The organism is Pseudomonas sp. p1(2021b), assembly GCF_020151015.1.
Classification (GTDB): Bacteria; Pseudomonadota; Gammaproteobacteria; order Pseudomonadales; family Pseudomonadaceae; genus Aquipseudomonas; species Aquipseudomonas putida_K.
In genome coordinates this window covers 1,899,777-1,920,398 of record NZ_CP083746.1, presented here as the reverse complement: position 1 = coordinate 1,920,398, position 20,622 = coordinate 1,899,777, and the positions used below count along the sequence as shown (strand labels likewise).

Annotated in this window: 25 protein-coding genes and 1 tRNA gene; 17 read left to right on the top strand and 9 right to left on the bottom strand. The window is 63.3% G+C overall.

Annotation, left to right across the window (positions count from 1 at the left end):
• Nucleotides 1-3 precede the first annotated feature (3 nt).
• The gene (locus tag K8374_RS08805) at nucleotides 4-768 is read right to left on the bottom strand and encodes a hypothetical protein (RefSeq protein WP_224458698.1); all 765 of its coding nucleotides are present in this window, start codon (nucleotides 766-768) and stop codon (nucleotides 4-6) included.
• A 133-nt stretch (nucleotides 769-901) separates the two neighbouring features.
• Here K8374_RS08805 and K8374_RS08800 point away from each other — a divergent pair, with 133 nt between their 5' ends.
• The 3 genes from K8374_RS08800 to K8374_RS08790 are packed head-to-tail and all read left to right on the top strand — an operon-like array spanning nucleotide 902 to nucleotide 2,098.
• Nucleotides 902-1,561: a hypothetical protein gene (locus K8374_RS08800; protein WP_224458697.1), complete on the top strand. Its 660-nt coding sequence runs from the start codon at nucleotides 902-904 to the stop codon at nucleotides 1,559-1,561.
• Nucleotides 1,558-1,824: a hypothetical protein gene (locus tag K8374_RS08795; protein ID WP_224458696.1), complete on the top strand. Its 267-nt coding sequence runs from the start codon at nucleotides 1,558-1,560 to the stop codon at nucleotides 1,822-1,824. The genes K8374_RS08800 and K8374_RS08795 overlap by 4 nt, the downstream gene beginning before the upstream one ends.
• A complete protein-coding gene (locus tag K8374_RS08790; RefSeq protein WP_224458695.1) occupies nucleotides 1,814-2,098 on the top strand; it encodes a hypothetical protein in 285 nt (94 codons plus the stop codon). Before K8374_RS08795 ends, K8374_RS08790 begins: the two co-directional genes overlap by 11 nt.
• A gap of 7 nt (nucleotides 2,099-2,105) precedes the next feature.
• Here K8374_RS08790 and K8374_RS08785 read toward each other — a convergent pair whose 3' ends face one another.
• Entirely contained in the window at nucleotides 2,106-2,519 is a 414-nt protein-coding gene (locus K8374_RS08785) for an Imm50 family immunity protein (RefSeq protein WP_224458694.1), read from the bottom strand.
• Between the two features lie 152 nt (nucleotides 2,520-2,671).
• Here K8374_RS08785 and K8374_RS08780 point away from each other — a divergent pair, with 152 nt between their 5' ends.
• Genes K8374_RS08780 through K8374_RS08770 form a run of 3 tightly spaced genes read left to right on the top strand, consistent with a single transcriptional unit; the run spans nucleotide 2,672 to nucleotide 4,313 of the window.
• A complete protein-coding gene (locus K8374_RS08780) occupies nucleotides 2,672-2,968 on the top strand; it encodes a hypothetical protein (RefSeq protein WP_224458693.1) in 297 nt (98 codons plus the stop codon).
• Between the two features lie 39 nt (nucleotides 2,969-3,007).
• Complete coding sequence (locus tag K8374_RS08775; protein ID WP_070572529.1) at nucleotides 3,008-3,250, top strand: DUF4224 domain-containing protein; 243 nt, start codon at nucleotides 3,008-3,010, stop codon at nucleotides 3,248-3,250.
• 1 nt (nucleotide 3,251) lies between these two features.
• On the top strand, nucleotides 3,252-4,313 hold the full coding sequence (locus K8374_RS08770) for a tyrosine-type recombinase/integrase (protein WP_224458692.1): 1,062 nt from the start codon (nucleotides 3,252-3,254) through the stop codon (nucleotides 4,311-4,313).
• A 110-nt stretch (nucleotides 4,314-4,423) separates the two neighbouring features.
• Here K8374_RS08770 and K8374_RS08765 read toward each other — a convergent pair.
• Nucleotides 4,424-4,511, bottom strand: a tRNA-Ser gene (locus K8374_RS08765).
• 135 nt (nucleotides 4,512-4,646) lie between these two features.
• Between K8374_RS08765 and K8374_RS08760 the strand changes: the two genes are divergently transcribed.
• The 8 genes from K8374_RS08760 (at nucleotide 4,647) to K8374_RS08725 (ending at nucleotide 10,380) form a co-directional block, all read left to right on the top strand.
• The gene (locus tag K8374_RS08760) at nucleotides 4,647-5,318 is read left to right on the top strand and encodes a Bax inhibitor-1/YccA family protein (protein WP_084855691.1); all 672 of its coding nucleotides are present in this window, start codon (nucleotides 4,647-4,649) and stop codon (nucleotides 5,316-5,318) included.
• A gap of 147 nt (nucleotides 5,319-5,465) precedes the next feature.
• Nucleotides 5,466-6,845: a nucleobase:cation symporter-2 family protein gene (locus K8374_RS08755; RefSeq protein ID WP_084855692.1), complete on the top strand. Its 1,380-nt coding sequence runs from the start codon at nucleotides 5,466-5,468 to the stop codon at nucleotides 6,843-6,845.
• 87 nt (nucleotides 6,846-6,932) lie between these two features.
• Entirely contained in the window at nucleotides 6,933-7,325 is a 393-nt protein-coding gene (gene tusD / locus K8374_RS08750) for a sulfurtransferase complex subunit TusD (RefSeq protein WP_224458691.1), read from the top strand.
• 1 nt (nucleotide 7,326) lies between these two features.
• Nucleotides 7,327-7,686, top strand: a complete 360-nt coding sequence (gene tusC, locus K8374_RS08745; RefSeq protein ID WP_224458690.1) for a sulfurtransferase complex subunit TusC — start codon at nucleotides 7,327-7,329, stop codon at nucleotides 7,684-7,686.
• Complete coding sequence (gene tusB / locus K8374_RS08740; protein ID WP_224458689.1) at nucleotides 7,686-7,982, top strand: sulfurtransferase complex subunit TusB; 297 nt, start codon at nucleotides 7,686-7,688, stop codon at nucleotides 7,980-7,982. The genes tusC and tusB overlap by 1 nt, the downstream gene beginning before the upstream one ends.
• Nucleotides 7,979-8,314, top strand: a complete 336-nt coding sequence (locus tag K8374_RS08735; protein WP_084855696.1) for a TusE/DsrC/DsvC family sulfur relay protein — start codon at nucleotides 7,979-7,981, stop codon at nucleotides 8,312-8,314. Before tusB ends, K8374_RS08735 begins: the two co-directional genes overlap by 4 nt.
• The gene (locus tag K8374_RS08730) at nucleotides 8,311-9,324 is read left to right on the top strand and encodes a glycosyl transferase family protein (protein ID WP_224458688.1); all 1,014 of its coding nucleotides are present in this window, start codon (nucleotides 8,311-8,313) and stop codon (nucleotides 9,322-9,324) included. The genes K8374_RS08735 and K8374_RS08730 overlap by 4 nt, the downstream gene beginning before the upstream one ends.
• 96 nt (nucleotides 9,325-9,420) lie before the next feature.
• Entirely contained in the window at nucleotides 9,421-10,380 is a 960-nt protein-coding gene (locus K8374_RS08725; RefSeq protein ID WP_224458687.1) for a glutathione S-transferase family protein, read from the top strand.
• A gap of 103 nt (nucleotides 10,381-10,483) precedes the next feature.
• Here the strand turns inward: K8374_RS08725 and cysG are convergent, their stop codons facing one another.
• The 6 genes from cysG to K8374_RS08695 all read right to left on the bottom strand — a co-directional run bounded on the left by cysG (nucleotide 10,484) and on the right by K8374_RS08695 (nucleotide 18,018).
• Nucleotides 10,484-11,878: a siroheme synthase CysG gene (gene cysG / locus K8374_RS08720; RefSeq protein ID WP_224458686.1), complete on the bottom strand. Its 1,395-nt coding sequence runs from the start codon at nucleotides 11,876-11,878 to the stop codon at nucleotides 10,484-10,486.
• The gene (gene serS, locus K8374_RS08715; RefSeq protein ID WP_224458685.1) at nucleotides 11,879-13,159 is read right to left on the bottom strand and encodes a serine--tRNA ligase; all 1,281 of its coding nucleotides are present in this window, start codon (nucleotides 13,157-13,159) and stop codon (nucleotides 11,879-11,881) included.
• 26 nt (nucleotides 13,160-13,185) lie between these two features.
• Nucleotides 13,186-13,560 carry a fluoride efflux transporter CrcB gene (gene crcB, locus K8374_RS08710; RefSeq protein ID WP_084855701.1) on the bottom strand — a complete coding sequence of 125 codons (375 nt, stop codon included), beginning with the start codon at nucleotides 13,558-13,560 and terminating at the stop codon, nucleotides 13,186-13,188.
• Nucleotides 13,557-14,882, bottom strand: coding sequence for a replication-associated recombination protein A (locus K8374_RS08705; RefSeq protein WP_224458684.1), 1,326 nt, complete (start codon nucleotides 14,880-14,882; stop codon nucleotides 13,557-13,559). The genes crcB and K8374_RS08705 overlap by 4 nt, the downstream gene beginning before the upstream one ends.
• 11 nt (nucleotides 14,883-14,893) lie before the next feature.
• The gene (gene lolA, locus K8374_RS08700) at nucleotides 14,894-15,517 is read right to left on the bottom strand and encodes an outer membrane lipoprotein chaperone LolA (protein ID WP_084855703.1); all 624 of its coding nucleotides are present in this window, start codon (nucleotides 15,515-15,517) and stop codon (nucleotides 14,894-14,896) included.
• Between the two features lie 62 nt (nucleotides 15,518-15,579).
• Nucleotides 15,580-18,018 carry a DNA translocase FtsK gene (locus tag K8374_RS08695; protein WP_224458683.1) on the bottom strand — a complete coding sequence of 813 codons (2,439 nt, stop codon included), beginning with the start codon at nucleotides 18,016-18,018 and terminating at the stop codon, nucleotides 15,580-15,582.
• A 669-nt stretch (nucleotides 18,019-18,687) separates the two neighbouring features.
• Here K8374_RS08695 and aat point away from each other — a divergent pair.
• The 3 genes from aat (at nucleotide 18,688) to infA (ending at nucleotide 20,452) form a co-directional block, all read left to right on the top strand.
• On the top strand, nucleotides 18,688-19,368 hold the full coding sequence (aat, locus tag K8374_RS08690) for a leucyl/phenylalanyl-tRNA--protein transferase (protein WP_224458682.1): 681 nt from the start codon (nucleotides 18,688-18,690) through the stop codon (nucleotides 19,366-19,368).
• 55 nt (nucleotides 19,369-19,423) lie between these two features.
• Entirely contained in the window at nucleotides 19,424-20,131 is a 708-nt protein-coding gene (locus K8374_RS08685) for an arginyltransferase (protein ID WP_224458681.1), read from the top strand.
• A 102-nt stretch (nucleotides 20,132-20,233) separates the two neighbouring features.
• Nucleotides 20,234-20,452: a translation initiation factor IF-1 gene (infA, locus tag K8374_RS08680; RefSeq protein WP_002553999.1), complete on the top strand. Its 219-nt coding sequence runs from the start codon at nucleotides 20,234-20,236 to the stop codon at nucleotides 20,450-20,452.
• The last annotated feature ends 170 nt before the right edge of the window (nucleotides 20,453-20,622 follow it).

Below are 20,622 nucleotides of genomic sequence, written 5' to 3'. Positions count from 1 at the left end.
TCCTCAGAGGGCCAGAAGGTATCGAGTTGCAACTGTCAGCGAAATTAGACCAAGCAGAATGGGCAATGCTACCTCGACTACCAACACCCTGAAACCTTGTAAACTCATCAAACCTTTGTACCAAGACTCGAAGCGCTCTAAAGAAACTTCAATTCTTGGGCTCAAGACAACTTCCCTGCTAGTCTGAATTTCATTGCGAAGATTCATTAAATTAGCATTTACCTGCCCCATTAATTGAGATGTGGCGATATCGTCCGGCGAACCCTTGATTTCATCTGGGCTACCTAGTCTATGTTTAATCTCGTCTAAGTCGCTGCTAAGTCTGTCTGTCAGCTCGCCTACAGAGTGAAGTCTGCGTGCGTAAGACTTCCACCAATTTGCTAAGCTAGACTGCTTCGGATCGTCCGGATAATCGACATGCGCGCTGCCGGCCCGTGCACCAGTTTGAAACGCAACCCTGGCGCCAGTCATACGCACCCGATATTCACCTAAAAGCTCCACGACATAAAAGAGAAAGTGCGCCAGCGAATACGTTAGAACAATCATCGCGCCTATCACTATCTTATCGGCAGTAACACCTTTGAACGCCACTCCAAAAATAGTGAAGGTGTCACTTGGTTCAATCTTGGCTATCACCAAACACAGCAGTGCGACTGACGCCGCCATGAGGCTTTTGCGCACCTTTACGGCTGGATCAGATATATCAAACCCAGCAGGCTTACCAAGCGCCTCCGCGACGGCAGCAAGCTCCTTTTCTCGTTGATCCAACTCGCGCCCCCTCTGGCTACTAGTTCAATACTTGTTTTGCATTGGCTGCTTTGCACTGATACCACGACCACTCACCCGCTGTAACCCCTCTCCCCTCTATTCACTGCCGCGATATGGCGGCCAAGGAATTCCTGTGTCCAAAAAAATTGAGTTGGATCTCGATGCAATCGAGGCAGCGGCCAAGGCTGCAACGCCGCAAGACTTTGTCAGCGCCCAGGTCGCCGGGGCCGAAGAAGGCTGGATGGAATGCCCTGGTTGCGGCGGCGAAGGCTCCGTCGAGCTGACGGCCGGCTACCTGAACTACGACGGCGTTGCATTGGGCGTGCAGTTCTACGGGATCGGCGAGCCGCACGTCCACGCAGAAGCTCACTACCGCGCTGCCCGACCTGCCGTGGTGCTTGCCATGATTGAAGAGATCCGAAGACTGCGCCAGCAGCTGGAGCAGCAAGTCGGTGCCACTCAAGGCTACGCCCTGGTGCCGAGAAGCATGCTGCTCAGCAAAGAAGTGATCGGTGCCATCAATTTCCACTGCGGCGACACCGACCAGGAAGAAGGTGGCCAGTTCGGGCAGTACACCGATGGCCGGCTGTGGGTCGGCTACGTGCTGGACGACGACGGGAACAAAGTCCACGGGCTGCACATCGCGACCGATGAATACCCGGAGGAAGGAAGCACGACGTTGATTGAGTTTCCGGCGCCTGGCGCTCAGCAGGAATCCAAGGAATGCGGCGCCTGCGGTGGCTGTACCAACGGCTGCCGACTCGACAAAGACAGCCCGGCGGTGCAGCCATGACTCGCCTCGCCATCTGCCTCCTGCTGCTTTCCACCGGCGCCAGCGCTGACCCTTTGCCGCATGGAGTCCGGGTGTTCCATGACGACGAACGCGGCGCGACCTGCTGGCTCTACGAACAAGGCGTGCGCGGCGGCATCAGCTGCATCCCCGACAGCCAGTTGCAAGCCGGAAACGAGCGCCAGCTCTCCCCGCACGAAACCCAACCAGAACCTACACCCGCACTGGCGCCTGGGCGCTGGATTGATGAGAGGTATGAGCTGTGAAGAAATCCACGACTTCCTGCAGGCCGCCATCGACGTGCAGGCCGAGCGCGGCAAGCAGTACGACGCGCCGGGCGGCGAGCGCAGCATGGGCCGCACCGTCCAGGCATTCAACACCATCACCGGCCGAGACCTCAGCGAGGCCGAAGGATGGCTCCTGCTCCAGGTGCTGAAGGACGTGCGCCAATGGCAGAACCCAGACAAGTTCCACGAGGACAGCGCGCTGGATGGCGTGGCGTACTCATCACTGAAGGCTGAGGCGCTGGCTAAGGGCTAGGAAACATTCAAATCAGGGTCGTAACCTCCCCTACCTCAACCCGCGCACACCTGATCACTCCGCCAAAGCCAAAGATGGATCTTATGTTTACTTCAATCAATTGGTCATCCACCCGCAAAAATTCTATAGCGTCAATGACATTCTGGTGGTTGAAGTCTTCAACAGAAAAGAAGCGCAAATCGTCGAACAAAAACTCAATCAGGAGGTTTTGGAAACAAACTACTTCATAGTCTGCTGTCCCTTGGCCAATCTCCTTGTAATAGCGGACGTTAACGCACAATCGAGCCGACGAGGAAGTCGGATTCCCAACCCCGCTTCTGGACGCCGACACCGATATAACTTCAGCATCATGAAACCCAGGCCAGAATCCTAGCGCTTTGACTACTTTCCCGCTGTTTTGCACGCAGCTTGGCCATTCCATGAAAAGCACTCCAAATTAACATCCTGCATTCTACTCATCGCTGAGCATACGCTTCAAAGCTTCCCGGTGACGATCGACACAGCTGCGAAGCATTCAAACAACCTGCCCCCTACAACTCAAGCCCGCCAACATGCGCGGGTATGGAGAGACTCATGCTCAATTTCTTAGCTGGCCTGTTCAAGCGCAAGAAGAAGCCAGTGCAGCGCCCAGTCATCGGCCCTACCGGTTATTCCCGCGGCTACAGCCCGGCAGCCGGGCGGCAAGACCCGATGCTTGACCCACTCAACCCGATGAGCCCGATCAGCCCCATGCATCCCATCCACCTGGCGGACAGCTACGAGCCGACACGCTCGAGCAGTACCTGCTCCAACCGGGACTACAGCAGCTACTCGTCGAGCGAGAGCAGCAGTTCCAGCGACAGCGGATCCAGCTCCAGCAGCTGCGACTAACCACCAACCTGCCGCCACCGGCGGCGTGGAGACCATCCCATGGAAACCGAGATCCTTTCGGATGAAGAGCTGGCCGACCTGACCGGTTACAAGGCCAGGGGCTGGCAGCGCCGCTGGCTCAATGAACGCGGCTGGCACTTTGTCGAGAGCCGTGGCGGACGCCCTCTGGTGGGCCGCCAGTACGCCCGCATGAAGCTTGGCGTAACCCTCGAGGTGGTGCCATTGGCGCCGCCCCCTCCAACTATCCCCGCGTGGACACCAGACATCTCGAAGGTAAGGTGAAATGCGCCCAAGGAAGACCGAGAACAGGGACCTGCCGCCCGGCATGTACCGACGCAAGCGCACCAGCAAGAGCAAGAAGAACCCGGGAAAGACGTGGATCAGCTACTACTACCGCGACAAGGAAGGGAAGGAAATCCCGCTAGGCACCGACCTGAGCCTGGCGAGACTGAAGTGGGCCGAGCTGGAGGCGAAGGAAAAACCGAAGGACCTGGTCACCATGGGTGCAATCTTCGATCGGTACGAGCGCGACATCATCCCGAAGAAGGCACCGCGCACCCAGAAGGACAACCTGGCCGAGATTCGCCAGCTGCGCAACTACTTCGAAAAGGCGCCAATCGACGGCATTACGCCTGCACATGTGGCGAAATACCGAGATGCCAGGACAGCGCCGGTCAGGGCGAACCGCGAGATCGCCACCCTGTCGCACATCTTCAACATCGCCCGGGAGTGGGGGCTTACCACCAACGAGAACCCATGCCAGGGCGTGCGCAAGAACAAAGAGGTGCCGCGAGACTTCTACGCCAACGACGCAATCTGGAACGCTGTCTACGCGAAGGCGGTGGTTGAACTGAAGGACGCCATGGACTTGGCGTATCTGACAGGCCAGCGTCCGGCGGACGTGCTGGTGATGAGGAAGGACGACATCGAGGGCAAGGCCCTTGGCGTTAAGCAGAAGAAGACCCACAAGAAGCTGCGGATCATGCTGGAAGTGGATGGGGTAGAGAGCAGCCTGGGCGCCCTGATCAGGAAGATTCTGGAGCGCAACGCTCCGCATGGGTCGCCATACCTGCTGCTGACCGACAGCGGCAAGCGGGTGACAGCGCCAATGCTGCGCCATCGCTGGGACGATGCCAGAGAGGAAGCGGTGAAGGAAGCAGTCGCCGCCGGCGACCAGGTGCTGGCCGGCCGAATCAGCCAGTTCCAGTTCCGCGACATCCGCCCCAAAGCTGCTTCAGAGATCACCGATGTCGACCACGCCAGCCTGCTGCTGGGCCATACCAAGGGCGACATTACCGAGCGGGTTTATCGCCGAGTTGGAGCCTTGGCGAAACCGACCAAGTAAGAAAGTATCGGAAGCGCTTCCGAAATAAACCATTCCCAAGGGTGTTCCCATGGGTAGTTTTTTGTCACCCCAAAAACGCAAAAAGCCCTGAATAATCAGGGCTTTGAATGTGGCGGAAGCGTAGAGATTCGAACTCTAGGATAGTTGCCCATCGACGGTTTTCAAGACCGTTGCCTTAAACCACTCGGCCACGCTTCCAGCTTGCTTTGCGGCGGCAATCATACCGTAATGAAACAAGCTGTCAAACTCTCTGTGTCGCGGGTTGCGGCAGCTCTGATATCCTCAGTGCAACCATACGTTTCAACCCCACAGGTTTCATCAAGGAGTGTCGCCATGCGCGAACAGGATTATGCCGTACAACACGGCCAGCAGGCCGAGCAGCAGGAGGTCAGCCGTGTCCTGCGCAACACCTACAGCCTGCTGGCGCTTACCCTCGCCTTCAGTGGCGTCATGGCCTTCGTGGCCCAGCAGATGCGCGTCGGCTACCCGAACGTGTTCGTGGTGCTGATCGGTTTCTACGGGCTGTTCTTCCTCACCGCCAAGCTGCGTGATTCGGTCTGGGGCCTGGTGTCCACCTTCGCCCTCACCGGCTTCATGGGCTTCATCCTCGGCCCTATCCTCAACCGTTACCTGGGCATGAGCGGTGGCGCCGAAGTGGTCAGCTCGGCCTTCGCCATGACCGCCCTGGTGTTCGGTGGCCTGTCGGCCTACGTGCTGATCACCCGCAAGGACATGAGCTTCCTCAGCGGCTTCATCACCGCAGGCTTCTTCGTCCTGCTGGGCGCCGTGGTGGCCAGCTTCTTCTTCCAGATCAGCGGCCTGCAATTGGCGATCAGCGCGGGCTTCGTGCTGTTCTCGTCGGTGTGCATCCTGTTCCAGACCAGCGCGATCATCCACGGCGGCGAGCGCAACTACATCATGGCGACCATCAGCCTGTATGTATCGATCTACAACCTGTTCGTCAGCCTGCTGCAGCTGTTCGGCCTCATGGGCCGCGACGACTGATCGGCCTCGATGCCACAAGAGCCCGCTTCGGCGGGCTTTTTTGTGGGTGATGCGCACCCTATCGCGGGACAAGCCCGCTCTCCCCCTACCCCAAACCCGCCTCGCCCCGTAGAATGCGCTCCTTTTTTCTACCGGGGCAGCTTTCCCATGAGTTCCATCGAACACGGGCCGGGCGCGGCGGCGCCTGTCAATGAACTGGTCCTCGGCCTCGAGGACAAGCCACGGCCGTTGATCGGCCTGCTGGCTGCGCTTCAGCATCTGCTGGCGATCATCGTCCCGATCGTCACCCCAGGCCTGCTGATCTGCCAGGCGCTGGGCGTGTCGCCGCGCGATACCAACCTGATCGTGTCCATGTCGCTGGTGATTTCCGGTATCGCCACCTTCGTCCAGTGCAAGCGCTTCGGGCCGTTCGGTGCCGGGTTGCTGATCGTGCAGGGCACCAGCTTCAACTTCGTCGGGCCCCTGATCGCAGGCGGCGCGCTGATGGTCAAGCAAGGCACGCCGGTGGAAGGCGTGATGGCAGCGATCTTCGGCGTGGTGATCGCTGGCTCCTTCGTGGAGATGGGCGTGTCGCGTATCCTGCCCTTCGTCAAACGCCTGATCACGCCGCTGGTGACCGGTATCGTGGTGCTGATGATTGGCCTGACCCTGATCAAGGTCGGCCTGATCAGCATGGGCGGTGGCTTCACCGCCATGGGCAATGGCACCTTCGCCAACGGCGAGAACCTGCTGTTGTCGGGCGTGGTGCTGGCGATCATCGTGGTGCTTAACCGCATTCCGGTGGTGTGGATGCGCAGCTGCGCCATCGTCATCGCCCTGGCCGTGGGCTATGCCCTGGCAGGCTACCTCGGCCGCCTGGACTTCACTGGCATGCACGAGGCGGCGCTGTTCCAGGTACCGATGCCCCTGCATTTCGGCCTGAGCTTCTCCTGGGCGCTGTTCATCCCGATGCTGGTGATCTACCTGGTGACCGCCCTGGAAGCCATCGGTGACGTCACCGCCACCAGCAAGGTCTCGCGCCAGCCGGTCGAAGGCCCGTTGTGGATGCAACGCATCAAGGGTGGCGTGCTGGTCAACGGCGCCAACTCGCTGCTGGCCGGTGTGTTCAACACCTTCCCCAGCTCGATCTTTGCCCAGAACAATGGCGTCATCCAGCTCACCGGCATCGCCAGCCGCCATATCGGCGTATGGATCGCCATCATGCTGGTGCTGCTGGGCCTGTTCCCAAGCGTCGCCGGGGTGATCCAGGCAGTGCCGGAACCGGTGCTCGGTGGCGCGGCCATGGTGATGTTCGGGGCGGTGGCGGCCTCGGGGATCAACATCCTGGCCAGCACTCGCCTGGACCGCCGGGCGCTGCTGATCATCTCCGTGTCCCTGGCCTTGGGCCTGGGTGTGGCCCAGGTGCCAGAGTTCCTGGCGCACATGCCGTCGGCCCTGCGCAATGTGCTGGAGTCAGGGGTAGCCACCGGTGGCATCTGTGCCCTGGTGCTGAACTGGTTCCTGCCGGAGAGCAAGGAAAACGCCTGACAGGCACCTGGCCAGTCGACAAAGCCCGCGCCTGCCTGCGCGGGCTTTTTGCTTTATCATGGCCGCATTACTTTGCACGAGTTGTCCATGAAATTCGCTATCGCGGTGTTTTCACCAGCCCATGCGCCCTCTTCGCGCCGTGCTCTGCGCTTTGCCGAGGCCGCGCTGGCAGGCGGGCATGAGATTGCCCGGCTGTTTTTCTATCAGGATGGGGTACACAGCGCCTCGGCCAACGTGGTCGCGCCCCAGGACGAACAGGACATCGCCGCCCAGTGGCGTACCTTCATCGAGGCACACCAGCTCGATGCCGTGGTGTGCATCGCCGCAGCCCTGCGCCGGGGCGTACTCGACGAAGCCGAAGCCAACCGCTACCAGCGCCCGGCGGTGAACCTGCCCAAGCCTTGGGAGCTGTCGGGCCTTGGACAGTTGCATGAAGCCGCGCAAACCGCAGACCGTCTGGTCTGCTTCGGAGGCGACTGAGATGGCCAAATCCTTGTTGATCATCAGCCGCCAGGCGCCCTGGAACGGCCCGTCCGCCCGCGAGGCACTGGACATCGCCCTGGCCGGCGGTGCCTTCGATCTTCCGCTGGGCATGCTGTTCCTCGATGACGGTGTGTTCCAGCTCGCCCCAGGGCAGCAGCCTGCAGCGCTGCAGCAGAAGAACCTGGCCGCCAACCTCCAGGCGCTGCCGATGTTCGGCGTCGATGAGCTGTTCGCCTGTGGCCACAGCCTGGCCGAACGCGGCCTGGCCGGTGACGCCCTGGAGTTGCCGGTACAGGTGCTGGACGATGCAGCCCTGGCCGCCCTGATTGCCCGTTTCGACCAGGTGGTGACACTCTGATGACGACCCTGCATGTAATCAGCCACTCGCCCTTCGGCGACAACCGCCTGGACAGCTGCCTGCGCCTGCTGGGTGTCGATGACGCCCTGCTGCTGTGCGGCGATGCGGTCTATGCCCTACGCCCAGGCAGCGAGCCGCTGCGCAAACTGCAGTCCGCCGGCGTGCAGGGTCGCCTGTTCGCCCTTGCCGAAGACCTGCAGGCCCGCGCCATCGACAGCCCGCTGGCCCAGACGGTGGACTATCCCGCGTTCGTCGAGCTTTCCCTGCATCACGACAAGGTCAACAGCTGGCTATGAGCATTCTGACTGTCGGTGATCGGCAGATCGCCCTGGACAAGGACGGCTTCCTGGTCGACCTGCAAGACTGGTCCCACCCCGTCGCCGAAGCCCTGGCCGAGCGCGAAGGTATCCCGCTGACCGGCGACCACTGGGAAGTCCTTGAACTGCTGCGCCAGTTCTACGCCGAATACCAGCTCTCGCCGGCGACGCGCCCACTGATCAAGTACACCGCACTCAAGCTGGGCCCGGAAAAGGGCAACAGCCCGCACCTGAACCGCCTGTTCAACGGCACTCCCGCCAAACTTGCCGCGAAGCTCGCGGGCCTGCCCAAGCCGACCAATTGCATATGACCCAACGCCCCTCGGAGCTGCGCCCACTCACCCTGCAAACCCCGGCCGAACACCCCTTCGCCGAATTCGTGCGTATTCTCGGCAAAGGCAAGCGCGGCGCCCGCGGCCTGACCCGCGAAGAGGCCCGCGCGGCCATGACCTTGTTGCTCGAAGGCAAGGTCGAGGACACCCAGCTGGGCGCCTTCCTGATGCTGCTGCGGCACAAGGAGGAAAGCGCCGAGGAGCTGGCCGGCTTCACCGAAGCCCTGCGTGCGCACCTGCAGGCACCCAGCATCGCCGTGGACCTGGACTGGCCCACCTACGCCGGCAAGAAGCGCCACCTGCCGTGGTACCTGCTGGCGGCCAAATGCCTGGCCGCCAACGGCACGCGTATCCTCATGCATGGCGGTGGCGCGCATACCGCCGGGCGCCTGTACACCGAGCAACTGCTGGGCCTGCTGGATATCCCCCTGTGCCGCGACTGGCCGTCGGTGGACAAGGCCCTGGGCACCCACGGCCTGGCCTTCGCGCCCCTGCAGGACTGGGCGCCCCAGCTGCAGCGGATGATCGACCTGCGCAACACCCTCGGCCTGCGCTCACCCATCCATTCCCTGGCCCGCGTGCTCAACCCCTTGGGGGCCCGCTGCGGCCTGCAGAGCATCTTCCACCCCGGCTATCAGGCCGTACACCGCGAAGCCAGCCGCCTGCTGGGCGACCCTGCCGTGGTGATCAAGGGTGACGGCGGCGAGATCGAGGTCAATCCCGATGCCATCAGCCACCTCTACGGCACCACTGCCGGCGTAGCCTGGGACGAAGAGTGGCCGGCATTGAGCGCCCAACGCCACGTCAAGCCGGCCAGCCTGCAACCGGAGCACCTGCTCGCGGTGTGGCGTGGCGAAGCCGAGGACAGCTATGGCGAACTGGCCGTGGTCGCCACCCTGTCCCTGGCCCTGCGCGGCCTTGGTCAACCCCGGGAAGCGGCGTTCGAGACGGCGCGCAGCTATTGGGCGAACCGCAAACACATCGAATAAATCGATCTGAATGGCGCGGTCTTTGCGCTATTTATTCGAACGCTTTTGCCTAGACTGAGCTCCAATGACAAACGACTTTGTTCCGAGGAGCTCACCATGGGCCTTTTGATCGACGGCCGCTGGCATGACCAGTGGTACCAGAACAGCAAGGACGGCGCGTTTCGACGCGAGAACGCCCAACGCCGCAATCCGTTGCCTGCTGCCGAAGCCGGACGCTACCACCTGTACGTCTCGCTGGCCTGCCCTTGGGCCCACCGCACCCTGATCTTCCGCGCCCTCAAAGGCCTCGAGCCGCTGATCGAGGTCTCGGTGGTGAGCTGGTTGATGGGCGAACATGGCTGGACCTTCGACCAGCAGACGGGCTCGACCGGAGACCACCTGGACGCCCTGCAGTACCTGCACCAGCGCTACACCCAGGACGACCCGCACTACACTGGGCGCGTGACCGTGCCGGTACTGTGGGACAAGCAGGAACAGCGCATCGTCAACAACGAGTCGGCCGAGATCATCCGCATCTTCAACAGCGCCTTCGACGAACTGACCGGCAACCGCCTGGACCTCTACCCCGAGCCGCTGCGGGCGACCATCGATGCGCTGAACGAGCGCATCTACCCGGCCGTGAACAACGGCGTATACCGCGCAGGCTTCGCCACCACCCAGGATGCCTACGAGGCGGCCTTCGACGAGGTATTCGCCGAACTGGACCACCTGGAGGCCCTGCTGGGCCGCCAGCGTTACCTGGCTGGCGAGTACCTGACCGAGGCCGATGTACGCCTGTTCACCACCTTGGTGCGCTTCGATGCGGTATACCACGGCCACTTCAAATGCAACCTGCGTCGCCTGGCCGACTCCCCCAACCTGTCCAACTGGCTGCGCGAGCTGTACCAGTGGCCGGGCGTGGCAGGCACGGTGAACATGGAGCATATCCAGAAGCACTACTACATGAGCCACAAGACCATCAACCCGAACGGGATCGTGCCCAAGGGGCCGCTGCAGGACTTCAACCCGCCCCATGATCGGGAGCGGTTGGTGGGAAAAGGGATCTGGCAGGGGTGATCAAAACGGGGCTGCTTTGCAGCCCTTTCGCGGCACAAGGCCGCTCAGGGGGTCGTAGGAGCGGCCTTGGGCCGCGAAAGGGCCGCACAGCGGCCCCATCGATTCAACTGCCTTGCTGCGCCCCTTCGAACCATGCCAGCTTGTCGCGCAACTGCACTACTTCGCCAACGATGATCAGTGTCGGTGCATGCACTTCATGCCGCGCCACCAACTCGGGCAAGTCCGCCAGGGTACCGGTGAACACCCGTTGATGCCGGGTGGTCCCCTGTTGCACCAGCGCCGCCGGCGTACTGGCCGCGCGCCCATGGCGGATCAGCTCGGCACAGATGGTCGGCAACCCCACCAGGCCCATGTAGAACACCAACGTCTGGGCCGGCGCCACCAGGTCCTGCCAGGGCAGGTTGCTGGTGCCGTCCTTGAGGTGGCCGGTGATGAAGCGCACCGACTGGGCATAGTCACGATGGGTCAGCGGAATGCCACCATAGGCGGAGCAACCGCTGGCTGCGGTGATACCCGGCACCACCTGGAACGGGATGCCTTCCTCGGCCAGCTCCTCGATCTCCTCGCCACCACGGCCGAAGATGAACGGGTCGCCGCCCTTGAGCCGCAGCACGCGTTTGCCCTGGCGCGCCAGGTCCACCAGCAGGCGGTTGATCTGCTCCTGGGGCACTGCATGGTCGGCACGGCGCTTGCCCACGTAGATCCGCTCGGCATCGCGCCGGCACATCTCGATGATGGCGGGCGCCACCAGGCGGTCGTACAGCACCACGTCGGCCTGCTGCATCAGGCGCAGGGCACGGAAGGTCAGCAGGTCCGGGTCACCCGGGCCCGCACCGACCAGATACACCTCACCCCCTTGCTGCACCGCCGCGCCATCGACCTTGGCCTGCAGCAGGCGCTCGGCCTCGCTGCCCTGCCCGGCCAGCTGGCGTTCGGCGATCGGCCCCTGGAACACATCCTCCCAGAAGCCGCGACGCTGGTTGACGTCCGGGTACAACGCCTTGACCTTGTCGCGAAACCGCGCCGCCAGCCCGGCCAGCTCGCCGTAGGCGGCTGGAATCCAGGCCTCCAGGCGCGCACGGATCAGCCGTGCCAGCACCGGCGCGTCGCCGCCACTGGACACTGCCACCACCAGGGGCGAGCGGTCGACGATGGCCGGGAAGATCACCGTGCACAAGGCCGGTGCATCCACCACATTCACCGGCAGGCTGCGCGCCTGGGCATCGGCCGAGACCTGGGCGTTGAGCCCGGAATCATCAGTGGCTGCGATCACCAGGCGGCAACCGTCCAGGTCGCCGGCCTGGTAACCGCGCACCAGGACTTCACCGCCGCCCTCTCGGGCCAGCGCGGCCAGCTGGCCGTCGACGTCCGGCGCGACCACCCGCAGCGCGGCGCCGGCATCGGCCAGCAGGCGCGCCTTGCGCAAGGCGATCTCGCCGCCGCCAACGACCAGCACCCGGCCGCCCTGCAGCTTGTGGAACAGCGGCAGGTAGTCCATTTAGCGGATGACCTCGACACCGCCCATGTAGGGCTTGAGTACGTCCGGCACACGGATCGAGCCGTCGGCCTGCTGGTAGTTCTCCAGCACCGCCACCAGGGTACGGCCCACGGCCAGGCCGGAACCGTTCAGGGTGTGCACCAGTTCCGGCTTGCCGGTTTCCGGGTTGCGCCAGCGGGCCTGCATGCGGCGGGCCTGGAAGTCGCCGCAGTTGGAGCAGGAGCTGATCTCGCGGTATTTGTCCTGGCTCGGCACCCAGACTTCCAGGTCGTAGGTCTTCACCGCGCCGAAGCCCATATCGCCGGTGCACAGCGCCAGCACGCGGTATGGCAGCTCCAGCAGCTGGAGCACGCGCTCGGCGTTGGCGGTCAGACCTTCCAGGGCTTCCATGGACTTGGACGGCTCGACCACCTGGACCATCTCGACCTTGTCGAACTGGTGCTGGCGGATCATGCCGCGGGTATCGCGGCCCGAGGCACCGGCCTCGCTGCGGAAGCAAGGGGTGTGGGCAACGTACTTGATCGGCAGCTGCTTGGCGTCGAGGATCTGGTCGGCGACCAGGTTGGTCAGCGACACCTCGGCGGTCGGGATCAGGTAGAAGTCGGCCTCGCCTTCGCGGCTGATCTTGAACAGGTCTTCCTCGAACTTCGGCAACTGGCCGGTGCCCTGCAGGGCCGGTGCCTGCACCATGTACGGGGTGTAAGCCTCTTCGTAGCCGTGCTCGCCGGTGTGCAGGTTGATCATGAACTGCGCCAGGGCGCGGTGCAGGCGGGCGATCGGGCCGCGCAGCACGGCGAAGCGGGCGCCGGACAGCTTGGCCGCGGCTTCGAAGTCCAGGCCACCGCTGATCTCGCCCAGGGCCACATGGTCCTTGATCTCGAAATCGAAAGCTCTCGGGGTGCCCCAGCGACGCACTTCGACGTTGTCGTCTTCACTGGCACCGACCGGCACGCTGGCGTCCGGCAGGTTGGGGATGGTCAGCAGGATCGCGTCCAGCTCGGCCTGGATGCCGTCCAGCTCGGCCTTGCCGGCGGCCAGCTCGTTGGCCATGCGCTCGACATCCGCCATCAGCGGTGCGATGTCCTCGCCCTTGGCCTTGGCCTGGCCGATGGACTTGGAACGGGCGTTACGCTCGGCCTGCAGTTGCTCGGTGCGGGTCTGCACCGCCTTGCGGCGTTCTTCCAGTGATTCGATGCGCGCGACATCCAGGCTGAAGCCACGGGAGGCCAGGCGATCCGCCACTTCCTGAAGTTGGCCGCGTAACAGTTTGGAATCGAGCATATCGTTCTCTCGTTGTGTGTGTTGGTTCAGAATTTGGTCAAGGACAGGCCGGCCCAGGTGGCCAACAACCCGCCCACTACGCTGATCGCGCTGTAGCCCAAGGCCAGCGGTACTTGCCCGCTTTCCATCAGGCGCACGGTATCCAGCGAAAAAGAGGAAAATGTCGTCAGGCCGCCCAGAAAGCCCACGATCAGGCCCGCGCGCAGCTCGACCGGTGCCAGCGGCTTGTGCAGGAACAGGCCGTACAGCAGGCCGATCAGCAGGCAGCCGACCAGGTTGACCGCCAGCGTACCGAGATAGAAGTGGCGTGGCCAGTGGGCAGCGACCCAATTGGAGGTAGCGAAGCGCAGCAGCGTGCCGGCGATACCGCCAGCACTGACCGCGGCGACCAGGGCAATCATGGTTTTCTCCGTTGACGGGGGCTGGTGCGGTCGAGTTCGGCCAGGTGGCGCAGCTTCTCGCCGATCTTCAACTCCAGGCCTCGCGGCACCGGCTGGTAGTACTGGCGCGGCTCGAGCTGCTCGGGGAAGTAGTCCTCGCCCGCAGCGTAGGCGTCCGGCTCGTCGTGGGCATAGCGATACTCCTCGCCATAGCCCAATTGTTTCATCAGTTTGGTCGGCGCGTTGCGCAGGTGCAGCGGCACCTCCAGCGAGCCGTGCTCGGCCGCCTCGCGCATGGCCGCCTTGAAGCCCATGTACACCGCATTGCTCTTGGGTGCGCAGGCGATGTAGGTGATGGCCTGGGCCACCGCCAGCTCGCCCTCGGGGCTACCCAGACGCTCCTGCACGTCCCAGGCCGACAGGCAAAGGCTCAGGGCCCGCGGGTCGGCATTGCCGATGTCCTCGCTGGCCATGCGTACCACGCGGCGGGCGATGTACAAAGGGTCACAGCCACCGTCGAGCATGCGCGCATACCAGTACAGGGCTGCGTCGGGGTTGGAGCCACGCACCGACTTGTGCAGCGCCGAGATCTGGTCGTAGAAGGCCTCGCCGCCCTTGTCGAAGCGCCGGCGGCTGTCGCCCAGCAGGCTTTGCAACAGCTCGACGCCGATCTCGTCGCCATCGTCGGCCAGGTCCGAGGCGTTCTCCAGCAGGTTGAGCATGCGCCGGCCGTCGCCGTCGGCGGCGGCCATGAGCATCTGGAAGGCTTCGTCGCCCACCCGCAACTGGCGTGCGCCCAGGCCACGCTCCTCGGTCAGGGCGCGGTTGACCAGCTTGCGCAGGGCCGCTTCGTCCAGGCTCTTGAGCACGTACACCCGTGCCCGCGAGAGCAAGGCGTTGTTCAGCTCGAAGGACGGGTTTTCAGTGGTGGCGCCGATGAAGATCAGCGTGCCGTCTTCCACATAAGGCAGGAAGGCATCCTGCTGGGATTTGTTGAAACGGTGCACTTCGTCGACGAACAGGATGGTCCGGCGACCATACTGACCGGCCTGCTGCTTGGCCACCTCGACGGCCTGGCGGATCTCCTTGACCCCCGCCAACACCGCCGACACCGTTTCGAAGTGTGCATCGCAGAACTGCGCCAGAAGCCGCGCCAAGGTGGTCTTGCCCACTCCCGGCGGCCCCCAGAAGATCATCGAATGCAGCGCACCCTGCTCCAGCGCCTCACGCAGCGGCTTGCCGCGCGCCAACAGGTGCTCCTGGCCGACGTATTCGTCCAGGTTGGACGGACGCAGCCGGGCGGCCAGGGGCTGGGCGACGGGTTCGCTTCGAAACAGGTCCATGATGGCTCTCGTTATTCCTGGATGACGTCAGCGCCTTCCGGAATCTTGAACTGGAACGTGCTCGCCGGGATAGGCTCGTTGGCCTTGACCCCGTTGAACAGGATATTGGTGCGCTGGCCCACGCTGTCGACCAGTTGCATGTCGTTGATCAGCCCACGGCGGAACGACACGCGCAACGAGTCGAACAGGGTGTCCTTGGTCTTGGGCTTCAAGGTGAAGTCCATGACTTCGCCCTGCTCCTTGGAGGTGATGTCGAAGCTCTGGCTGATCTTCGACACATCGCCGGACAGCAGCAGCGCCGGGGTCTGGTTCAGGCGCACGTCGAGCTTCTTGACCGTGGCCTGTTCCAGGTCCGGGTCCCACAGGGTGACCTTCTGGCCATCGGACACCACCACCTGCTCCTGGGGCGCATCGGTATGCCAGTAGAACAGGCCTGGGCGCTTGACCGACATCTGCCCGCTGGTCTCCTGCAGGCTGGTGCCGCTGGCATCGAGGGTCAGCTGGGAGAAACGGGCGGAAATGGTCTGGGACTTTTCCAGCAACTGGGTCAGGCGCGCAACATCCTTCTCGTCGGCATGGGCCGACACTGCGCCTAGGGCCAGGGCAGAAACCAACAGCATGCGAATCGCGCGCATGGGAATCCTCGTCGAACAGTGGGTAGGCCAGGCACCGCCATTGGCGCCTGGCAAGGTGATCATCAATCGCGTGGGCCACCCGGGGCAATCACTTCCCGCGAGCCGTTGCTGTTCATGGGGGTGACCACGCCGGCCATCTCCATCGCCTCGATCATCCGCGCAGCGCGGTTGTAGCCGATCTTGAGCTTGCGCTGCACGGCGGAAATCGACGCCCGGCGGCTTTCCAGCACGAACTGCACGGCTTCGTCGTACAGGGCGTCGGCCTCCGGGTCATCGCCGTCGCCACCACCGCCACCGCCGCCCTCGAAGCCGCTGCCGGCCTCCTCGACGCCATTGAGGATGTCGTCGTTGTAGTCCGGCGCGCCACGCATCTTCCAGGCCTCTACCACGCGGTGGACCTCGTCGTCGGAGACGAACGCGCCATGTACGCGGATCGGCAGGCTGGTGCCCGGCGGCATGTAGAGCATGTCGCCATGGCCGAGCAGTTGCTCGGCACCGCCCTGGTCGATGATGGTCCGCGAGTCGATCTTGCTCGACACCTGGAACGCCATGCGCGTGGGGATGTTGGCCTTGATCAGGCCGGTGATCACATCCACCGAGGGGCGCTGGGTGGCGAGGATCAAGTGGATACCGGCGGCACGGGCCTTCTGGGCGATACGGGCGATCAGCTCCTCGACCTTCTTGCCGACGATCATCATCATGTCGGCGAATTCGTCGACGATCACCACGATGGTCGGCAGCGTCTTCAGCGCTGGCGGCTCGTCATCCATGCTCTCGCGACGATACAGCGGGTCGTGGATGACTTCTCCGGCCTCCTGGGCGTCCTTGATCTTGCGGTTGAACCCGGCCAGGTTACGCACGCCCATCGCCGCCATCAGCTTGTAGCGCCGCTCCATCTCGGCCACGCTCCAGCGCAGGGCATTGGCGGCGTCCTTCATGTCGGTGACCACCGGACACAGCAGGTGCGGGATGCCTTCGTAGATCGACAGTTCGAGCATCTTCGGGTCGATCATGATCAGCCGCGCATCTTCCGGGCTGGACTTGAACAGGATCGACAGGATCATCGCGTTCACACCCACCGACTTACCGGAACCGGTGGTACCGGCCACCAACAGGTGCGGCATCTTGGCCAGGTCGGTGATGACCGGCTTGCCACCGATGTCATGGCCCAGGGCCAGGGTGACCGGCGACTTCTGCTCGTCGTACTGCGGCGTGGAGAGCACTTCGGAGAAGCGCACCATCTGCCGGTTCTCGTTGGGGATCTCGATACCCACGGTGGTCTTGCCAGGGATGACCTCGACCACGCGCACGCTGGTCACCGCCAGGGAACGCGCCAGGTCCTTGGCCAGGTTGGCGATGCGGCTGACCTTGACCCCGGCGGCCGGCTGGATCTCGTAGCGGGTGATCACCGGGCCCGGGTGGATCGAGTCCACCGAAACTTCGACACCAAACTCCTTGAGCTTGATTTCCAGCAGATTGCCCACGCCGGCCAGGGACTCCGGCGAGTACTCGATCTTCTTCTGCTCGGCAGGGTCGAGGATGGAAATCGACGGCAAGGTGCCTTCCACGGCGCTGTCGACGAACAGCGGCGCTTGTTTTTCCTTCATGACCCGTTTGCTCGGCTCCGGCGCCTTGACCGGGGCGGGCGGCATGATCACCGGTGCCGTCGGTTGCTCGCGCGGCACCACCGGCTCGCGCTGTACCACCGGGCGGGCGGACACTTCCTCACGCTCGTTGATACGCTCGCGCGGCTGCGGCTTGATTGGCTCGCGCTTCCCGGCGGCCATCGGGGCCACGTCGAAGGCGGGCTCATCCACCTCGCGCAGCTGCGCCACCAGGCGTTTGCGCTCGTTGCGGGCCTCCCACCAACGGTTGGCCGCGCCCTGCACCAGCTCGAACAAATCGAGCGTGATCTTGCCGGTGATGTCCATCACCTTGAACCACGACAGGTCGGTGAACACCGTCAGGCCGAACAGGAACAGGGCGATGAACATCAAGGTGCTGCCCTGCACGTTCAGCAGGTTGCGCGCCAGGTCGCCCAGGCTCTCGCCCAGGGCGCCGCCCGCGGAGAACGGCATGCTCGCCGGCGGATGGAAATGGATATGGGCCAGGGCCGCGCCCGACAGCACCAGGAATACCAGGCCGATGAGCCGCCAGGAGAACAGCCAGCCGCTCCATTCCCAGGGCTGGTGACGCTCACGGAAGATCTGCCAGGTCTTGATCGCCAGCAGCAACGGGAAGATATAGGCGAAGTAACCCAGCACCATGAACAGGATATCGGCGAAATAGGCACCGGCCCGGCCGGCGGCGTTCTGCACCTGGTCGACGTTGCTGGTGTGGCTGAAGCCCGGGTCCGCCGTGTCGTAGGTCAGCAGTGCCATCCACAGGTACAGGCACAGGGCGCCGACAGCGATCAGCGCGCCTTCCTTGAGGCGGTAATGCAGCTGCTGGCGCCACAGGGGCACGGGCAAGGGGGTCGGGGTTGCGGTGGATTTCTTCAAAACGCGTCTATTCCTGCGCTTGCTGCGCGTCCAGTAGTGTGTCCGGTCAACGAACCACTACTTTTAACATTACTGCCCGCCAGTCGCCATGGCAGCACGCCACGGGCATGAACGGGGCGGATTCCCTATGGGTGCAATTTGAGCACGCATTTACTTTCGTGACAAAGGCTTATGCTGTGTTTTTGCACAGGTATGACAGCAAATGCGCCGGATGGTGCCGGCGGTCGCATGAAACTGTCCCATGCGGCCTGCGCCGCTCCACAGGGATTTCGCAAGTCTTGAGAGCGGCACAATCTCGGTGGGAAATCATCCAGCCCTTTGGGCTGCGCTGTCGCGCAGAGAACAAGTGGCTAGCGCCGCCTTCTTCTGTAGGAGCGGGCTTGTCCCGCGATTGGGCCGGCCCAGCCGCCGCGGCTGTATGGCAAGGGCTTCGCCCTTGATCGCGGGACAAGCCCGCTCCTACAGGCCTTGTCAAATCAATGAGTTATGCGTTGTTCTATGAGAGCTGGCGACAGCCTGCGATGGGCTGCAAAGCAGCCCCAAGCGGCCCATCGCAGGCTCCTACGAAGCAAGCGGAGCCCGACTCGCCCAGCGGCACAAGGCCAGAGATTGACCTCTTCGACCCTGCGCGCCATGCTGCCCTCTCCCCTCCCCCACCACCGAAAGACCATGCTTACCTGGCTGACCCGCGACTCCCTGACTTTCCCGCCCCTGGACAAGGCCCTGCACGACCCCAACGGCCTGCTCGCCGCGGGCGGCGACCTGACCCCGGAGCGCCTGGTGCAGGCCTATCGCCATGGCTGCTTCCCCTGGTACCAAAACGGCCAGCCGATCCTCTGGTGGTCACCCGACCCTCGCACCGTCCTGTTCCCGGACGAGCTGCACGTATCTCGCTCGCTGGCCAAGTTCATCCGCCAGGGCCACTACCAGGTCAGCTTCGACACTGACTTCGCCGCGGTCATCGCCGCCTGTGCCGCCCCGCGCGACTATGCCGACGGCACCTGGATCACTGACACCATGCAAGCGGCCTATTGCGAGCTGCACCGGCGCGGCATCGCCCATTCGGTAGAGGTACGCCAGGGTAGCGAGCTGGTCGGCGGCCTGTATGGCCTGGCCATGGGCCAGCTGTTCTTCGGCGAATCGATGTTCAGCCGCGCCGACAATGCCTCCAAGGTAGGCTTCGTCGCCCTGGTCGAGCACCTGAAGGCCGCCGGTTTCGTGCTGATCGACTGCCAGATGCCGACCAATCACCTGCACAGCCTTGGCGCCCGCGCCATCAGCCGCGCCAGCTTCGCCGAGTACCTGGCGCGCCACCTCGACCAGCTCAACACGGCCACTTGGGCGCGCTAGGCGAGTTCTGCCAGCTGGCTTACACTTAAATCAAAGTATTGCCGAGGGGTTGATCATGACAGAGCTGGCGCGGTTGAAGTTCTATGCCACTCAGCCCCACGCCTGCAGCTACCTGCCAGACGAGCAGGCGACTACGCTGTTCCTGGACCCCAGCCAACCGATGGACGTGCATGTGTACGCCGACCTCTCGGAAATGGGTTTCCGCCGCAGTGGCGACCACCTGTACCGCCCCCATTGCCAGCACTGCAATGCCTGCGTGCCTGCACGCATCCCGGCCGCGCGCTTCATTCCCAACCGCCAGCAACGGCGCATCCTCAAGCGCAACGCCGACTTGACCGTCACCGCTGCCCGCCCGGCCTTTCGCGAAGAATATTTCGACCTCTACCGGCGCTACATCGAGCAGCGCCACGCCGACGGCGACATGTATCCGCCGAGCCGTGACCAGTTCTCCACCTTCCTGGTGCGCGACCTGCCGTTCTGCTGGTTCTATGAGTTCCGCCTCGAAGGCCGGCTGATGGCCGTGGCCGTGTGCGACCTGCTGCCCAACGGCCTGTCGGCGGTCTACACCTTCTACGAACCGGAAGAAGAACGCCGCAGCCTGGGGCGCTACGCCATCCTCTGGCAGATCACCGAAGCCTTGCGTCAGGACCTGGACGCAGTCTACCTGGGCTACTGGATCAAGAACTGCAAGAAAATGAACTACAAGACCCAGTACCGGCCTATCGAACTGCTGATCAACCAACGGTGGGTTACCCTCAATTGAAAGCATTGGCTTGAAACACAGTTTTCGGGCATAATCCACGCCACTTTTTTGCCCGGTGCGGTTGTGCGTCGGGCCATCACTGGATACCGAGGGCTTTACTGCATGTCGAAAGAAGACAGCTTCGAAATGGAAGGTACTGTCGTCGACACCCTGCCCAACACCATGTTCCGCGTGGAGTTGGAAAACGGGCACGTCGTAACCGCGCACATCTCTGGAAAGATGCGCAAGAACTACATTCGTATTCTCACTGGCGACAAGGTCCGCGTCGAACTGACGCCGTACGACCTGAGCAAGGGCCGCATCACCTACCGTGCGCGCTAAGCTCCAGCCATGAAAAAGCCCGGCTATGTGCCGGGCTTTTTTGTGCGTGTTTTTTAGCAGCAGGGGCTGCCTTGCAGCCCTTTCGCGGCACAAGGCCGCTCCTACAAGGATCGTGCAGGCTCTGTAGGAGCGGCCTTGTGCCGCGAAAGGGCCGCAACGCGGCCCCCGCT

Bases quoted from the DNA above. Each gene is read 5' to 3' on its own strand.
- K8374_RS08795 (WP_224458696.1), top strand. From the start codon at position 1,558: ATGACTCGCCTCGCCATCTGCCTCCTGCTGCTTTCCACCGGCGCCAGC.
- K8374_RS08790 (WP_224458695.1), top strand. From the start codon at position 1,814: ATGAGCTGTGAAGAAATCCACGACTTCCTGCAGGCCGCCATCGACGTG.
- K8374_RS08785 (WP_224458694.1), bottom strand. From the start codon at position 2,519: ATGGAATGGCCAAGCTGCGTGCAAAACAGCGGGAAAGTAGTCAAAGCG.
- K8374_RS08780 (WP_224458693.1), top strand. From the start codon at position 2,672: ATGCTCAATTTCTTAGCTGGCCTGTTCAAGCGCAAGAAGAAGCCAGTG.
- K8374_RS08775 (WP_070572529.1), top strand. From the start codon at position 3,008: ATGGAAACCGAGATCCTTTCGGATGAAGAGCTGGCCGACCTGACCGGT.
- K8374_RS08770 (WP_224458692.1), top strand. From the start codon at position 3,252: ATGCGCCCAAGGAAGACCGAGAACAGGGACCTGCCGCCCGGCATGTAC.
- K8374_RS08760 (WP_084855691.1), top strand. From the start codon at position 4,647: ATGCGCGAACAGGATTATGCCGTACAACACGGCCAGCAGGCCGAGCAG.
- K8374_RS08755 (WP_084855692.1), top strand. From the start codon at position 5,466: ATGAGTTCCATCGAACACGGGCCGGGCGCGGCGGCGCCTGTCAATGAA.
- tusD (WP_224458691.1), top strand. From the start codon at position 6,933: ATGAAATTCGCTATCGCGGTGTTTTCACCAGCCCATGCGCCCTCTTCG.
- tusC (WP_224458690.1), top strand. From the start codon at position 7,327: ATGGCCAAATCCTTGTTGATCATCAGCCGCCAGGCGCCCTGGAACGGC.
- tusB (WP_224458689.1), top strand. From the start codon at position 7,686: ATGACGACCCTGCATGTAATCAGCCACTCGCCCTTCGGCGACAACCGC.
- K8374_RS08735 (WP_084855696.1), top strand. From the start codon at position 7,979: ATGAGCATTCTGACTGTCGGTGATCGGCAGATCGCCCTGGACAAGGAC.
- K8374_RS08730 (WP_224458688.1), top strand. From the start codon at position 8,311: ATGACCCAACGCCCCTCGGAGCTGCGCCCACTCACCCTGCAAACCCCG.
- K8374_RS08725 (WP_224458687.1), top strand. From the start codon at position 9,421: ATGGGCCTTTTGATCGACGGCCGCTGGCATGACCAGTGGTACCAGAAC.
- cysG (WP_224458686.1), bottom strand. From the start codon at position 11,878: ATGGACTACCTGCCGCTGTTCCACAAGCTGCAGGGCGGCCGGGTGCTG.
- serS (WP_224458685.1), bottom strand. From the start codon at position 13,159: ATGCTCGATTCCAAACTGTTACGCGGCCAACTTCAGGAAGTGGCGGAT.
- crcB (WP_084855701.1), bottom strand. From the start codon at position 13,560: ATGATTGCCCTGGTCGCCGCGGTCAGTGCTGGCGGTATCGCCGGCACG.
- K8374_RS08705 (WP_224458684.1), bottom strand. From the start codon at position 14,882: ATGGACCTGTTTCGAAGCGAACCCGTCGCCCAGCCCCTGGCCGCCCGG.
- lolA (WP_084855703.1), bottom strand. From the start codon at position 15,517: ATGCGCGCGATTCGCATGCTGTTGGTTTCTGCCCTGGCCCTAGGCGCA.
- aat (WP_224458682.1), top strand. From the start codon at position 18,688: ATGCTTACCTGGCTGACCCGCGACTCCCTGACTTTCCCGCCCCTGGAC.
- K8374_RS08685 (WP_224458681.1), top strand. From the start codon at position 19,424: ATGACAGAGCTGGCGCGGTTGAAGTTCTATGCCACTCAGCCCCACGCC.
- infA (WP_002553999.1), top strand. From the start codon at position 20,234: ATGTCGAAAGAAGACAGCTTCGAAATGGAAGGTACTGTCGTCGACACC.